The following is a 15427-nucleotide window of genomic DNA, read 5'->3' as shown; positions in this document are numbered from 1 at the left end:
CCTTTAATGTTTAGTTTTTATTTCAATTTGACCATTATGTACCATAATAGCTTGATCATTCGTGATTGGGATTAAATTTAAATGTGAGCCGTATGTTTCCAGTATGTGCTGTGTGGCTTCAACAAATGGAAAATTGGTGTAATGTGGCACAGGATAAAAGTCAACTAAATTTAGCGCATGATAATCCGTTAAGTGAGGTGCCGATGCAGCGTCATCCATTAGCTTTACATACTCAATATCGGCTGCCATGATCATCGCACCAGCCGATTCACCAATATAGCTTTTCCCAGCGTTTACGTGCTGAATAATGCGCTCCCTTGCTCCTGTTCTGTTTAATTCTTGCAATAAAAAGAACGTATTGCCTCCACTGACATAAATGATGTCACTTTTATTGAGTTTTTCATCGATTTCAGTCTGGGTCGCTGTCGTTAACTCAAGCTCGTCCAATTCGGCACCGTTATCGATGAGCGCTTGTTTTGCCTCGTCTACATAAAAACGGATCGTTTCAACTTGACTTGCGGTAGGAATGAAGGTGATTTTTTTTCCTTTGATACTGCCCATTTCTGCCAGAAAAAGATCGATGATATTGGCAAAATAAGCCGTTAAAAATACTGTTCTCATGTTACTTTCCTATTATGGTTTAGTGTGATCTTCACTTCTGTGCCTCCTGTGATGCGGTTGGCAATCTGTAATTGCGCATTTAGCTTGTTTGCTCGCTCGTGCATAATGTTTAACCCATAATGCCCGTCAGGTTCGTCTAAACTTGGAATACCAATTCCATCATCGCGTACGATTAACTCATATTCTCCCTCATCGTTCGTGTGGGCAATTACTTCAATGAGGCTTCCTTTTGAGTGTTTAATCGCATTCAAAACGGATTCTCGTACGATTTGTAAAATGTGAACCAATTGTTGCGCACTAAAACTCTGTGAAGGTAAGGCACACTGCACTGTCATGTGAATCGTTGTTTGATTACGTAATGAGTCAATCACTTGTTCTAGCGCCAGTTTAAGATTTGCCTCTTGTACAGTTAGGCGGAATGTGGCTAACAATTCACGTAATTGCACATAGCCATCACGCAGTGCCTGTTCAAAGTTCGCAATAATCGTGAGGCTTTTTTCTTTCGCTTGGGCATGATCTTGTTTTAAATTGTGTTTTAGTAACGTTAATTGGATTTGCAGGAACGCTAATACTTGTGCCAAAGAGTCATGTAATTCACGCGCGATAATTGACCGCTCTTCCATCAGTAAAAGTTGTTGTTGCTGGCGTTGGGTGCGATGAAAGTAAAGTGTTCGACTGAGTATTTGCGCAATATTACGCATTGTCCGTGGATCTGGGCAAGGTAGCCCAGCTTGCCAGTAAAATGTTGCCAACTTCTCATTTTCAATTGTTAATGCCACTTGCTGACACTCTTGATTGGTTTGCTTTTCACCAACGGTCAGTTGCCAATGTTCTGCGCCTTCGACAACTAAGGAGATATAGCGTAAGTGTTCACTAATAAAGATATTTTTTAATACTTGTTGTAACGTCAATTCGTCAACGGTGTTAGTGGTTAATTGCTGTGAACTTTCGTATAACATCGTCAAAGAGCGATTTGTTTGGCGTAATTTTTGGGTTTTTTCATTTACGCTTTCTTCTAGTGACGAATACAGCTTTTCGAGTTCACTCGACATTTGAGTGAACGCTCGTGCCAAACTGCCTAATTCATCCTGCGTTTCCGTATTTAATTTTACGTGATTAAATTGTCGCATTTGGATTTGAATACTGGCGCGGGTGAGTTGTTTTAGTGGCGTGACAACTTCTCGGCGCGCATACCATACGACGTAGGACACCATAATAATAATCGAGAGCATGGATAAGGAAATGATCAAGACAGCAATAATCCATTTTTTTTCTGCAAAACGCTGTAATGTGAACACAAATTTATCCACCTGTGAGACATAATCTGCAATTTGATTTTTATACGATGTGATATCCCTTTCTCTTGCATAGCGTTCCATGCTTTCCCAACGTTTTATCAAATTGTGATAAGACTGTTTCACTTCATCAGGGACAAACCATTGATGATCAATTTCTAAGAGTGCTTGTGAGTGTAAGCTTACACGATATTGTCGCAAGCTGAGTTCTACGGATTCAGGTTGCTGTTCTAACTCATACAATAAACGATAACTTTGCATTCGTAGCGAACCTGATACGTTGATTGATTCCGCATCTGACTTATTACTCGCCATGATCATCAAGCTTAATGATGTAATGACGCCAGCAAAAATCATGATGATAAATAAATAATTGGCGAGTTTAGTGGAAACCGAATGTTTGATGTTCACAAATGGCCTTTCAAGGTGGAAAACATGACCGTAGTGTAACAAAAAAATGTCTGTTTTTTTACCGCTAAATAAAAATTGATCTAGCACAAGAAAAGTGAACGTTTTTCGCTAAATACTCAATTTGGGTAGTATGAATATTGCCCCCTCTCTTCATAATTGCAGCACTAGGAAAAGCAAAAGAAAAGGAACGGATCATGACTGTTGAAAACTTGCCTCGTCGTCATTTTTTACGTGGACAGTTTTTGACGTCATTGCAATCAGAGCAGGTTAAACAACAAGGTTTTCAAGGCATTCGTCCACCTTGGTCTGTAGAAAATATGCTTTTTATACAAAGTTGTACACGTTGTGATGCCTGCATTCAGGTGTGTGAAACGCATATTCTAATTAAAGGCGACGGTGGGTTTCCTGAAATTCAATTTAGTCGCGGCGAATGTACCTTTTGCCAAAAATGCGTTGCAGTTTGCCAGCAACCTGTTTTTAGACCGCTCAGTGAGTCTGCGTGGGCACACAAGGTTGAAATCACTGCTCATTGTTTGACACAGAAATCGGTGGAGTGCCGAAGCTGTGAAGACAGTTGTGAGTCACGTGCGATTCGCTTTACGCGTCAAATTGGTCGTGTGTCACAACCGATGATCATGCTTGAAGCCTGTAATGGCTGTGGAGCATGCATTAAAAGCTGTCCTGTTTCTGCGATTAAAGTGTTATTGACTGCCGATGAATTGGAGCAACGTAATGACTGAACAAATCACAATGGAAAATGCAAAAGATTGGCATGTATGTGGGCTGATTGTGCAGGGAAATCCAGACAAAATTGAAGAAATTCAGACCGCACTTTTAGCTATGCCGCATACTGAAATTCCTGTCTTTGATGCAGAGAAAGGTAAGTTGGTTGTCGTCATGCAATCTCACGACAAACACCTATTACATGAGCAAATGGAAGCGACAAGAGATATTGATGGCGTAATCGATGTATCACTGGTTTACCATCAACAAGATGAAAATTAAAAACATAACACGATTCAATATAGTGGGGGAAACGCTATGAATATGAAGTTAAGTCGTCGTGACTTTATGAAAACCAATGCTGCGGTTGCTGCTGCAACTGTGGCAGGTTTAGCTATTCCAGTCAAAAACGTGGAAGCAGCGACCGATAAAACAATTAAATGGGATAAAGCACCTTGTCGTTTTTGTGGCACAGGGTGTAGCGTTTTAGTGGGGACGCAAAATGGTCGCGTAGTGGCGTCACAAGGTGACCCTGATGCAGAAGTAAACCGTGGTTTGAACTGTATTAAAGGCTATTTCTTACCAAAAATCATGTATGGTCAAGACCGTTTAACCGTCCCAATGTTACGGATGAAAAATGGTAAATTTGATAAAAATGGTGAATTCACCCCTGTTTCTTGGGATCAAGCCTTTACCATTATGGCGGAAAAATTCAAAAAAGCGCTGAAAGAAAAAGGTCCGAATGGTGCGGGGATGTTCACCTCTGGTCAATCAACCATTTTTGAAGGAATCGCAAAATCAAAATTATTCAAAGCGGGTTTACGCTCAAACAACATTGACCCAAATGCACGTCACTGTATGGCGTCTGCTGCGGTTGCGTTTATGCGTACGTTCGGTATGGACGAACCAATGGGCTGTTATGACGATATCGAAAAAGCCGATGCGTTCGTACTTTGGGGCTCAAATATGGCAGAAATGCACCCAATTTTATGGTCACGTATTTCTGATCGTCGTTTATCTCACCCAAATGTCAAAGTGGCAGTGCTTTCGACTTTTGAACAACGTTCATTTGAGTTAGCAGACTTAGGCGTGATCTTCAAACCACAATCAGACTTAGCAATTATGAACTACATTGCTAACTATTTGATTGAACACAACGCACTTGATAACGACTTCATCCAAAAACACACTAAATTCAAACGTGGTGAAACTGATATCGGTTACGGCTTACGTGACACTCATGCGCTAGAAAAAGCGGCGAAAAATGTAAAAACTGCGGGCAAAATGCACGACAGTGATTTCGAAGAATACAAAAAACTCGTTGCGCCATACACTCTTGAAAAAGCACATGAAATTTCGGGCGTGCCAAAAGATCAGCTTGAAGCATTAGCGAAAATGTATGCGGATCCGAAACTCAACATCGTGTCTTTCTGGACAATGGGTTTCAACCAACATACGCGTGGTGTATGGGCGAACCACTTAATCTATAACATTCATTTGTTAACGGGCAAAATTTCAAAACCAGGTTGCGGTCCATTCTCATTAACGGGTCAACCATCTGCTTGTGGTACGGCGCGTGAAGTAGGGACTTTTGCTCATCGCTTACCTGCAGACTTAGTGGTAACCAATCCAAAACACGTTGAAAAAGCAGAACAATTGTGGAAATTGCCGAAAGGCGTTATCCAAACGCAAGTGGGATACCATGCTATCGCACAAGACCGTGCTTTAAAAGATAAGAAAATGAACGTGTTATGGCAAATGTGTACCAACAATATGCAAGGTGGTCCAAACATCAACCAAGAACGTTTCCCAGGCTGGCGTGATGAAGAAAACTTTGTGATTGTCTCTGATCCTTATCCAACAGTATCGGCATTGGCAGCGGACTTAATTCTTCCAACTGCCATGTGGGTGGAAAAAGAAGGGGCGTATGGTAACGCTGAACGTCGTACTCAATTCTGGTATCAACAAGTGAAAGCACCAGGTGAGTCAAAATCTGACGTATGGCAATTAGTGGAGTTTTCTAAATACTTCACCACAGATGAAATGTGGCCAGCAGAAGTATTAGCTGCAAACCCTGAATACAAAGGCAAAACCCTTTACGAAGTGTTGTTCCGTAATGGTCAAGTGGACAAATTCCAAGTGCCAACAGATAAAGCGGGTTACTTAAATGACGAAGCGGAACACTTTGGTTTCTACTTACAAAAAGGCTTATTCGAAGAATATGCAGCATTTGGTCGTGGTCACGGTCACGATTTGGCAGACTTCGAGGTTTATCACAAAGCGCGTGGCTTACGTTGGCCAGTGGTTGATGGCAAAGAAACCTTATGGCGTTACAGCGAAGGGTATGACCCGTATGTGAAAGAAGGTGAAGGCGTGGCGTTCTATGGTTACCCAGACAAACGCGCAATTATTTTAGCCGTACCTTACGAGCCACCAGCAGAAGCACCAGATGCAGAATACGATTTATGGTTATGTACTGGACGTGTACTTGAGCACTGGCATACCGGCACAATGACTCGTCGTGTCCCTGAATTACACCGTTCATTCCCAAATAACTTGGTTTGGATGCACCCATTAGATGCGAAAGCACGTGGTTTACGCCATGGTGACAAAGTGAAAGTGACTTCACGTCGTGGTGAAATTATTTCTCACTTAGATACACGTGGTCGTAACAAAGTGCCACAAGGCTTAGTATACACCACCTTCTTTGATGCAGGTCAGTTAGCAAACTACTTAACATTAGACGCAACAGACCCGATTTCCAAAGAAACCGACTTCAAAAAATGTGCGGTAAAAGTGGAAAAAGCGTAATTCGTTAACTTTAATGAGGAACGACCGCACTTTCTGTCATTCAGAAAGGTGCGGTTGAAAAATCAAATGAAAAAACCAGTTGTGAATCCCGAACGTCGTCGCTTTTTTAAAGAGGCTACTCGCACTGCCTGCGGGTTGGCGGGGGTTGGCTTGTTACTTGGGTTGCAACAAAAGCAAAGTTTAGCACGTGAAGGTGTGGCATTACGTCCGCCATTTGCCATTGCAAACGATCAAGAGTTTTCTGCGGCGTGCATTCGTTGCGGACAATGTGTGCAGGCTTGTCCATATGATATGTTGCATTTAGCCTCGCTCTTATCACCAATGGAAGCGGGAACGCCTTATTTCATTGCGCGTGATAAACCTTGTGAAATGTGCGAAGACATTCCTTGTGCCAAAGCCTGTCCAACAGGGGCATTAGATAATCAAGCGACAGATATTAACGAAGCTCGTATGGGCTTATCAGTGTTACTCGATCAGGAAACTTGCTTGAACTGGCAAGGTTTGCGTTGCGATGTGTGTTATCGCGTTTGTCCATTAATTGGCAAAGCGATCACCCTTGAAATGCAACACAATGATCGTTCTGATAAACACGCAAAATTTATTCCAACTGTACATTCCAATGCTTGTACGGGGTGTGGTAAATGCGAAGAGGCGTGTGTGTTAGAAGTTGCAGCAATCAAAGTGTTACCGATGGATCTGGCAAAAGGTATGCTTGGTCAACATTATCGTCTAGGTTGGGAAGAGAAAGAAAAAGCCGGTCATTCACTTGCACCAGAAGGCATTATCACCCTTCCAACACGTTTACCGGAGAGTTTGTAATGGCAAATTCACCAAAATATACCGGCAAAGAAGCACGCGAAAAATGGGGCTGGTGGTACGCGAATCGTTTCTTGTTTTGGCGACGTTTAACTCAGCTCAGTATTTTAGCGATGTTTCTAAGTGGTCCTTATTTAAGTGTCTGGATTTTAAAAGGTAATTACAGCGGAAGTATGCTGTTTGATCTGATTCCTATGTCAGATCCCTTGATTATCGCAGAAAGTCTGGCGACAGGATTTCTTCCAACAATGACCGCACTTTTAGGGGTTATCATCGTCATTGCAACCTATGCAATTTTAGGGAGCCGTGTTTTCTGTGCATGGGTTTGCCCATTGAACGTGGTCACTGACACAGCGGCGTGGCTGAGACGTAAACTTGAAATTCGTCAGTCAGCAAAACTCCCACGTGGATTACGTTACGCGATTTTAGTCATGATCCTCGTTGGCAGTGCGGTCAGTGGCGTATTGCTTTGGGAATGGTTAAATCCTGTAGCTGCTTTAGGACGTGCATTGATCTACGGTTTTGGCGCAACAGCTTGGCTTGTACTTGCAGTTTTCTTATTTGATTTATTTATTGTGGAACACGGTTGGTGCGGACATTTATGCCCAATTGGTGCAGCTTACGGCGTGATCGGGGCGAAAGGTATCCTTCGTGTCAAAGTCGAAAACCGTAGCAAATGCGACAATTGTATGGACTGTTATAACGTTTGCCCAGAGCCACAGGTGTTACGTGCACCCTTACACAGCAAGAATAACGAAAGCCCACTTGTGCTTTCAAAAGATTGTATCAGTTGTGGACGTTGTATCGACGTTTGCCCTGAAAAAGTATTTATTTTTACAACTCGATTTAATCATTCAGTTAATCATTCGGGGGAGTGATCAAAATGAAAAAAACTATCTTAATTTTAACCGCACTTTTTGCTTTCTCTGCGCAAGCAAATGAGGTCAAAGTCGGTCATGGTATCGAAGATTCACCTGAGCATGTTGCGCCTGCGTTTCATAACGCCCCAAAAGAAAGTGGATTAGCACCATTAAACTATGTGAATCAACCACCGATGGTGCCGCATGCAACAAAAAATTACCAAGTCACCAAAAATACTAACCAATGTTTAACCTGTCATAGCCCGGAAGCATCGCGTGTGACTGGCGCGACGCGTATCAGCCCAACACACTTTATGGACCGCGACGGTAACATCGTAGGTGGCACATCCCCACGCCGTTACTTCTGCTTACAGTGCCACGTTTCTCAATCTGATGTTGAGCCAATTGTACAAAACGAATTTAAACCCATGGCTGGCTTCGGCAAATAAGTTAAGGATTGAATTATGTTGAATTTGATTAAACGCTTTTGGAGATGGTTTCGTACGCCAAGTCGTATCGCGGTAGGAACCTTAATCACCCTCGCCTTTATTGCAGGAATCGTTTCTTGGGTGGGTTTTAACTACGGTCTAGAACAAACCAACACGGAAGCTTTTTGTGTGGATTGTCATCGTAATGACGTTTACCCTGAATATTTACACACTGCGCATTACCAAAACCGCAGTGGTGTAAAAGCCACTTGTCCAGACTGTCACGTACCGCACGAATTTATTCCAAAAATGATGCGTAAATTACAAGCCAGTCGAGAAGTGTATGCGCACGTCATGGGCTATACCGACACGCTAGAAAAATTTAACTCTCGCCGTTTACATATGGCGGAGCGTGAATGGGCAAGATTGAAAGCCAATGATTCACAAGAATGCCGCAACTGCCATAACTTTGAAAATATGGATTTCAGCCAACAAAAAACCGTTGCTGAAAAAATGCACGCATTAGCAGTGAAAGAAGGCAAAACCTGTATCGACTGTCATAAAGGGATTGCTCACCAATTACCAGATATGAGCGGTGTCGCATCGGGTTTCACTTCTGAACAAAAATAACCCATTCTTGTCTTTCTCCCATTTTTTAATCTGCATCTTATCGGGTGCAGATTTTTTTATTTTTCCGATCTTGTTCACATCTTACGTCCTTTCACATCAGTTTAAACTAGACCGCACATTATGCTCTGTCTTTTTATGAGAGGAGCATGCCATGGAACAGCTGACAACAGCCTTATTACGTCTCGCTCAATTGCCCCGCTTAGGCGCAACAAGTATCCAACGTTTACTGAAACATGTGAGTATCGAGGATTTATTGTATTATGATGCCCCGACATTAAAGCGTATTGGATGGACAGAAGGACAGATTAAACGTTGGTTTCAACCTCATCAGCACCACATTGACTCTGCATTACGTTGGGCGGAAAAGCACAATCATCATATTGTACATTGTTTTGATCCCGCTTATCCTCATTTACTCGCACAAATTGATGCGGCTCCGCCATTATTATTTGTAGCGGGAGAGTTAGCGCTACTCTCTGAACCACAACTTGCGATCGTAGGCAGTCGACAGTGTTCAAATTATGGTGAATATTGGGCAAAACACTTTGCGGTTGAGCTTACACTGGCGGGGTTGATCGTGACAAGCGGACTGGCACTAGGAATTGATGGTTTTTGTCATCAAGCTGTTGTTGAAATTCAGGGTAAAACTATTGCTGTACTTGGGAGCGGTTTAGCGCAGATTTATCCTCGTCAACACAAAGGATTAGCGCAAGCGATTCTTGAACAGGGTGGTGCATTGGTCTCAGAGTTTTTACCTGAACACCCTCCTATTGCAGAGAATTTTCCACGTCGAAATCGGATTATTAGTGGGTTAACACTTGGTACCTTAGTGATTGAGGCAAGTGAACGAAGTGGGTCATTAATTACCGCACGTTATGCGCTCGAGCAAAACAGAGAGGTGTTTGCACTACCCAGTAATATTCAAAATGAAGCCAGCCGAGGATGTCATCAACTGATTAAACAAGGGGCAATGTTAGTTGAAACGGTACAAGATATCGTTGAGAATCTCCCCCCGTATCATGTTATGCCGATGAGTCTACAGTCTTGTTCGACAGCAGATTCCCCACAATTTCCTCATATTTCGTCACCTGCTCATCTCCCCGCACCTGTTTATCCTACGGTCTTTGCAAAGATCAGTTACCAACCGATAAGCATTGATCTGCTGTCACAACAACTGGCTTTACCGATTGATACTTTGTTGGTGCAATTGTTGGAGTTAGAGTTACAAGGATTAATTATGCTTGAGGACGGCGGGTATAAACGGACTTAATATTTTATTTGATATGGGGGGGAGCTAAGGCACAGTTTGTTGTACAGCAAGATGATGTGGCGCGTTAATATAAACTAAGGCACAGTCTGTGCTGTGCCTTATCGTATTACGCTTACTTCGGTTAGTATATGCTAAATGCTTGTAAATAAGGTAATTTTCCTCGTTTTAACATTTTTTCAATGTTACCTTTGTGGTCATTTGTCCCTAAGCCACGTAGTTCAACATTCACCCCGATACTTTTATCATAGACGATTTCATGTTCAGCCTGATGCTGTCTACTGGTCACACTGCGTTTTGCACCCACATTAATTGCCCAGCAACATGTGCTGTACTCTATACCGAGATATTGTTCCACTGGTTTTTTCAAGGCAAGATCTTGATAGTGACGTGCAACCACTGCCCAATGATCAGTGAGTTCCCATGCCAGTGTAATACCAAGTTGTTTAATATCTTGCCCGTAACGGTTTGCTTCTGCAGTCAAGTTCTGGTCGATATATTCTTGACTGGCGTAACGGTAACTTAATTGAATGAGATTATTCTTCATTGGGTTGTACTCAAGGGTAAAGTTGCCCAATGAGGATTTATCTAAGCGTGTATCATATTGATAACTGCCTCGCCAACGCCATTGATCATTAATTTTCCAATTTGCTTCTAATGACCAAGAAGATGAACGACCATACGTACTGTTATCTGGATTTGAGTCAATCCGTGAGTCACGTAAATAATAAATTTGTCCAGCAGATAAATTAAAGCGTTCCTCTCCTGCGGTATCATAAAAGCGTGTCGTACCGCCTAATGTAAACTGGTTAGCCGATGCAATGCGATCTAAACCACTATAACGACGATCACGGAACAAGGCAAAATAGTCTTGTTGCAATAATGAGGAATCATAACCAAAACCTAAATAGGCATTATTTAATTTTGAACCAATATTACTTTGATCTTTATAAGGACGATACAAATATTGTACATGCGGTTCGAGCGTTTGGGTGTACCCGTCAATAACCGTTTGATGGCTTGCTAAGACAGTCTGTAAGTCGATCTTCAGTTGCGGTATCATACGATTAAGCGTGCGTCGGACTTCTTCTGCGCGGCTTTCATCCCCTTCTTGTTGTTGGTAATGGGTAGCATAAAATTTTGTTTCAATATTTAAGCTACCATACTGATTGGAAAGGGGAAGATTTACACTTGGTTCAAGATGAAAACGCCATGCTTTTGGCATTAATGGACTGTCATTATCAAAATGTACTGCTTGGGAAAATAATTTAAAATCCAGTAGCCCATCCAATAAATTATTTTTGTAGTAATTGAAATCAATTTGCGGTAAAGCACGATAAGGTCCGATATCGACTTCGTCAAATATCTGGAATTGTTTTACAGACACCGCCAAGTTGTAGTCTGGTTGATAGTAAGCAATACGGAGATATTGATCGGCATATCCATCGGTGCTTGAACCATAGTTTGAATCAAAATCAGCAAAATAACGTTTATCACTGACTCGCGTATAGTCTACATTCAAACGCCAGTGTTGTAAGAAACTGGAGTGGTGAGTCCAGTAAAAAAGATGGCGTGAGCGGTTATCGTTTTGATAATCCATAAGCCGATCAGAACCAAGATATTCGCCTGCAATTTTGCCTTCACCAATTGGACTTAAATAGCGAAATTCACCATTCAGTTGCCAGCCACGATGTGACATGTATTTGGGAGTAAATGTCGCATCCAGATTTGGGGCAATATTCCAATAAATTGGTTGTGCATAAAAATAACCATCACGGCTTGAGGTTCCAAAATTCGGAATTAATAATCCTGAACGGCGGCGATCGCCAATCGGTAATTGTAAATAAGGTGTATAGAAGACAGGCACGCCTTTTACTTTCAAATGTGCATGCCACATTTCTGCATATTCATCTTGAATATATTGACGAATTTCTTTAGCTTCAATTGACCACGCATTATCATTCGGTAGGCAAGACGTAAATGAGGCATTTTTCATCACTCGGTAGTCATCCCGTAGTGTGACATCTTCTGCCTCCCCTCGTCCTTGTCTATTCACTAACTGATATTTTGCTTGTTTAATATCAGTGTCTTTATTATTTAAGTTAATGCGTGCTTCTTGCCCTGTTAAGTGAATCTGATGATCACGATAATCAAATCCACCTTGTATGTTGACACGACGGTGTAGTGCCTCATTTTCATGCAACTGAGAAATTTCTGCCGTATGTGCTGTTAAGTGACGATTACCTTGCTGAACGTCTACATTACCTTCATAAGTTGCACGACCCGATTGTGTTAGCGTAGCGCGATCTGCTTCAATATATACAGGTAAGTCATTGAGGTTTTCTGTCACGATTTCACCTGAAAAATGAGGCACACCTGCGAGGCATTGCAGTTTAAGATCTGCTCGACTTGCCGTACTATAAAGTGCGCTCAGAATGGCGACAGAAAGGAATGTATAAGAATTTTTTTTCATTGGATAACCGTATTTAAGCTAAAACTGCATCGATTATACTGGAAAATGATCTAAAGGCATATTATTTACACCAACAATCGTTCTGGTGATCATTCACTAACCCCATGGACTGCATAAACGCATAGCAGGTGGTTTCGCCGACAAATACAAAACCACGTTTTTTTAGTGCCTTGGACATCGCAATTGAGGTGGGCGTTTTGGTGGGTACGCAGGATAAGTGCGGCACATCATTGCGTTGAGGTTGATGATGCACAAACGCCCAAATAAAATCGCTAAAATTTTCACCGCACTTTTGCATCTCAAGATAGGCTTTCGCATTGGTGATAATCGCTTCGAGCTTTTTACGATGACGAATCAGCCCTGAGTCTTCCATCAGTTTATCCACATCAAGTGCGGTCATTTTGGCGATTTTTTCGGGATCAAATTGATGAAAGGCATTGCGATAGTTTTCACGCTTTTTCAACACTGTAATCCACGACAACCCCGCTTGTTGTCCTTCTAAACAGAGCTTTTCGAATAATTTCAAGCTATCGTATTCTGGCTTTCCCCATTCTTGATCGTGATATTCGGTATAAATCGGTGTATTTCCAGCCCAAGCACAGCGAATTTTCATCTCTTTTTTCTCCTACTTGATAAGGGATTTTTGTCAGCGTGCGAGCAAGCGTTTGCTCATTAAAAAGGGAAATAAAGATCATTCCATTTTTGCTTTGATATGCTATTGTATACAAGTTAACAGCAAATGAATCGTAATTCAAAGTAGAGGAAAATTATGACTACACAACTTGATGCTCTTCGCAATATGACAGTGGTGGTTGCAGATACTGGTGATATTGATGCAATCAAAACATACCAACCAGAAGATGCAACAACCAATCCGTCCTTAATTTTAAGCGCAGCGGCATTGCCACAGTATGCACCATTAATCGATGATGCCATTGCTTATGCCAAAGCGAAAAGTCAGTGTTCCAAACAACAATTAATCGATGCTGAAGATAAATTGGCAGTAAATATCGGTTTAGAAATCTTAAAAATCGTCCCAGGACGCATTTCAACAGAAGTTGATGCACGCCTTTCTTATGACACTGCAGCAACGATCGAAAAAGCGAAAAAACTCATCGCACTTTATAACGAAGCGGGCATTGCAAATGATCGCATCCTAATCAAAATCGCGTCAACCTGGCAAGGTATCCGTGCGGCAGAAGAACTTGAAAAACAAGGTATCAACTGTAACCTAACCTTACTATTCTCTGAAGCACAAGCACGCGCCTGTGCAGAAGCGGGCGTTTACTTAATTTCGCCATTCGTTGGTCGTATCCTTGACTGGTACAAAGCAAACAGCGACAAAAAAGAATACGCACCAGCAGAAGATCCAGGTGTCATTTCAGTGACTAAAATCTACAACTACTACAAACAACACGGTTACAAAACCATCGTAATGGGGGCAAGTTTCCGTAACGTAGGTGAAATCACTGAATTAGCAGGCTGTGACCGTTTAACGATCGCCCCTGCGTTGTTAAAAGCGTTACAAGAAAACAACAGCCCACTTGAGCGTAAATTAAACTACACTGGTGAAGTAAAAGCGAAACCACAACCATTAACTGAAGCCGAGTTCTATTGGCAACACAATAGCGATGCCATGGCGGTGGAAAAATTAGCAGACGGTATTCGTAAATTCGCTGCTGACCAAGAAAAATTAGAAGCGATGTTATTAAGCAAATTCTAATTTCACACAAAACCCCAAAAAATGCGGTCAAATTTGACCGCATTTTCTTTTTCAGCCCTGCTCGTATGTTGTAAACGGATCACTCAAATGCTTTCAACAACGCAATCGGTGAAAATTCGCCTTTTAAATAATCCTTGATTGACTCAATTACTAATGGACTGCGCTCACATTGACCTTCTTTTTGAATATAGTCATAAAATTCGTCTAAAGTGAGCCATAAACCACGGGTAATGTCGGGATCTTGTGGTTGAATTGGGTACCAATCATCAAGCTCAATAGCAAAAGTAAAACGGAGAAAATCCGTTTGGCTGCGTGGGGCATGCCATTGGTAGATTTTAATTAGGCTTTGCATCTCTGCTTGAATGCCGGTTTCTTCAAACAGCTCACGTTTTGCGCCTTCCAATAGGCTTTCATCTGCTTCTAAATGTCCTGCGGGTTGATTTAAGGTGAGTTTGCCGTGTTCTGCTTCTTCTACAAATAGAAATTTGCCTTTGCAATGTACGACGCAAGCAAGTGTCACATTCGGTTTATGCATGAGATGTCCTTATTTTTTTAATTGTAGTTGGTGGTAAAGTGCGGTCAAGTCTGCTTCAGAAAGTTGGCGGTATTGCCCTTGTGGCAGATTATCTAAAGTCAATAATGCCATTTGATAACGGATTAAACGCAAGGTTGGAAAGCCGATATGGGCTGTCATACGACGTACTTGACGATTACGCCCTTCGCTAATTTTGATTTCTAGCCAACTTGTCGGAATGTTTTTGCGTTCACGAATGGGAGGATTGCGTTCCCATAACCAATTTGGCTCAGAAACTAACCGCACTTTTGCTGGCAATGTTTTACCATCATTGAGCACCACGCCTTGACGAAGCAGGTTTAAATCCGCCTCTTGCGGAATGCCTTCCACTTGGGCGAAATACGTTTTTTCAGTTTTGAATTTCGGTTCGGCTAAACGGTGTTGAATTTCGCCGTTATTGGTGAGCAACACCAAGCCCTCACTGTCTCGGTCTAGGCGCCCAGCAGGATACACATCCGCAATGGCAATAAAATCTTTGAGTGTGGTGCGTCCGTTTTCGTCGCTAAATTGAGTGAGCACATCGTAAGGCTTGTTAAAGAGTATCACTGTGGTGTTCGAAAACCCGCGCGTTGCTTTACTCGGTAAACGACGTGCGCTTTTTTTTCTGGTCGTCACATAGCCTGTCGTCGTGAGTTTAGACGTTCGTGACGAGGTTTTTTGGGGACGCGATACGGGTTTCGCAGTGAATTTTATATTCATAAAAAAGTATTTAAGTTGAAAATGGGATCTAGATCGAAAAACGAAGAAATTTTTTAACAATTTCTTAATAAGTGCTTGCGAACTTTATTCAGTTCC

At 42.0% G+C, this 15427-nt stretch carries 15 protein-coding genes; 9 read left to right on the top strand and 6 right to left on the bottom strand.

The features are described 5' to 3' along the window. Nucleotides 1-3 precede the first annotated feature (3 nt). Together ACWIT3_RS02925 and narQ are read right to left on the bottom strand one after the other, a co-directional pair. Complete coding sequence (locus ACWIT3_RS02925; RefSeq protein WP_457161314.1) at nucleotides 4-621, bottom strand: Type 1 glutamine amidotransferase-like domain-containing protein; 618 nt, start codon at nucleotides 619-621, stop codon at nucleotides 4-6. Continuing rightward, nucleotides 618-2327, bottom strand: coding sequence for a nitrate/nitrite two-component system sensor histidine kinase NarQ (gene narQ / locus ACWIT3_RS02920; protein ID WP_457161313.1), 1710 nt, complete (start codon nucleotides 2325-2327; stop codon nucleotides 618-620). Before narQ ends, ACWIT3_RS02925 begins: the two co-directional genes overlap by 4 nt. A 194-nt stretch (nucleotides 2328-2521) precedes the next feature. On the opposite strand from narQ, the gene napF reads away from it, so the two are divergent. The 8 genes from napF to dprA all read left to right on the top strand — a co-directional run bounded on the left by napF (nucleotide 2522) and on the right by dprA (nucleotide 9865). Further along, nucleotides 2522-3067 (top strand): ferredoxin-type protein NapF, encoded by a 546-nt coding sequence (gene napF / locus ACWIT3_RS02915; protein ID WP_457161312.1) that lies wholly within the window; start codon nucleotides 2522-2524, stop codon nucleotides 3065-3067. Further along, on the top strand, nucleotides 3060-3332 hold the full coding sequence (locus tag ACWIT3_RS02910) for a chaperone NapD (RefSeq protein ID WP_457161311.1): 273 nt from the start codon (nucleotides 3060-3062) through the stop codon (nucleotides 3330-3332). Before napF ends, ACWIT3_RS02910 begins: the two co-directional genes overlap by 8 nt. Before the next feature lie 42 nt (nucleotides 3333-3374). Next, nucleotides 3375-5861, top strand: a complete 2487-nt coding sequence (gene napA, locus ACWIT3_RS02905; protein ID WP_457161398.1) for a nitrate reductase catalytic subunit NapA — start codon at nucleotides 3375-3377, stop codon at nucleotides 5859-5861. A 66-nt stretch (nucleotides 5862-5927) separates the two neighbouring features. Then, complete coding sequence (gene napG, locus ACWIT3_RS02900; protein ID WP_457161310.1) at nucleotides 5928-6680, top strand: ferredoxin-type protein NapG; 753 nt, start codon at nucleotides 5928-5930, stop codon at nucleotides 6678-6680. Then, the gene (gene napH / locus ACWIT3_RS02895) at nucleotides 6680-7555 is read left to right on the top strand and encodes a quinol dehydrogenase ferredoxin subunit NapH (protein ID WP_457161309.1); all 876 of its coding nucleotides are present in this window, start codon (nucleotides 6680-6682) and stop codon (nucleotides 7553-7555) included. Before napG ends, napH begins: the two co-directional genes overlap by 1 nt. Before the next feature lie 5 nt (nucleotides 7556-7560). Continuing rightward, the gene (locus ACWIT3_RS02890) at nucleotides 7561-7986 is read left to right on the top strand and encodes a nitrate reductase cytochrome c-type subunit (RefSeq protein ID WP_457161308.1); all 426 of its coding nucleotides are present in this window, start codon (nucleotides 7561-7563) and stop codon (nucleotides 7984-7986) included. 15 nt (nucleotides 7987-8001) lie between these two features. Further along, a complete protein-coding gene (locus ACWIT3_RS02885) occupies nucleotides 8002-8595 on the top strand; it encodes a cytochrome c3 family protein (RefSeq protein ID WP_457161307.1) in 594 nt (197 codons plus the stop codon). Nucleotides 8596-8746: 151 nt separating this feature from the next. Then, nucleotides 8747-9865: a DNA-processing protein DprA gene (gene dprA / locus ACWIT3_RS02880; RefSeq protein WP_457161306.1), complete on the top strand. Its 1119-nt coding sequence runs from the start codon at nucleotides 8747-8749 to the stop codon at nucleotides 9863-9865. Nucleotides 9866-9986: 121 nt separating this feature from the next. Here the strand turns inward: dprA and lptD are convergent, their stop codons facing one another. Both lptD and ACWIT3_RS02870 read right to left on the bottom strand, forming a co-directional pair. Then, on the bottom strand, nucleotides 9987-12335 hold the full coding sequence (gene lptD / locus ACWIT3_RS02875) for an LPS assembly protein LptD (RefSeq protein WP_457161305.1): 2349 nt from the start codon (nucleotides 12333-12335) through the stop codon (nucleotides 9987-9989). A 61-nt stretch (nucleotides 12336-12396) separates the two neighbouring features. Next, nucleotides 12397-12948 (bottom strand): DNA-3-methyladenine glycosylase I, encoded by a 552-nt coding sequence (locus ACWIT3_RS02870; RefSeq protein WP_457161304.1) that lies wholly within the window; start codon nucleotides 12946-12948, stop codon nucleotides 12397-12399. A gap of 156 nt (nucleotides 12949-13104) precedes the next feature. On the opposite strand from ACWIT3_RS02870, the gene tal reads away from it, so the two are divergent. Further along, nucleotides 13105-14058, top strand: a complete 954-nt coding sequence (tal, locus tag ACWIT3_RS02865; RefSeq protein WP_457161303.1) for a transaldolase — start codon at nucleotides 13105-13107, stop codon at nucleotides 14056-14058. A 79-nt stretch (nucleotides 14059-14137) separates the two neighbouring features. On the opposite strand, the gene ACWIT3_RS02860 is transcribed toward tal, so the two are convergent. Together ACWIT3_RS02860 and ACWIT3_RS02855 are read right to left on the bottom strand one after the other, a co-directional pair. Continuing rightward, complete coding sequence (locus ACWIT3_RS02860; protein WP_457161302.1) at nucleotides 14138-14593, bottom strand: NUDIX hydrolase; 456 nt, start codon at nucleotides 14591-14593, stop codon at nucleotides 14138-14140. A gap of 9 nt (nucleotides 14594-14602) precedes the next feature. Next, entirely contained in the window at nucleotides 14603-15247 is a 645-nt protein-coding gene (locus ACWIT3_RS02855) for an rRNA large subunit pseudouridine synthase E (RefSeq protein ID WP_457161397.1), read from the bottom strand. Nucleotides 15248-15427: the final 180 nt, after the last annotated feature.

This window comes from Pasteurella sp. P03HT (genome assembly GCF_054052285.1).
The sequence above is the reverse complement of the archived record's forward strand: the minus strand, read 5'-3'. Positions and strand labels throughout refer to the sequence as shown.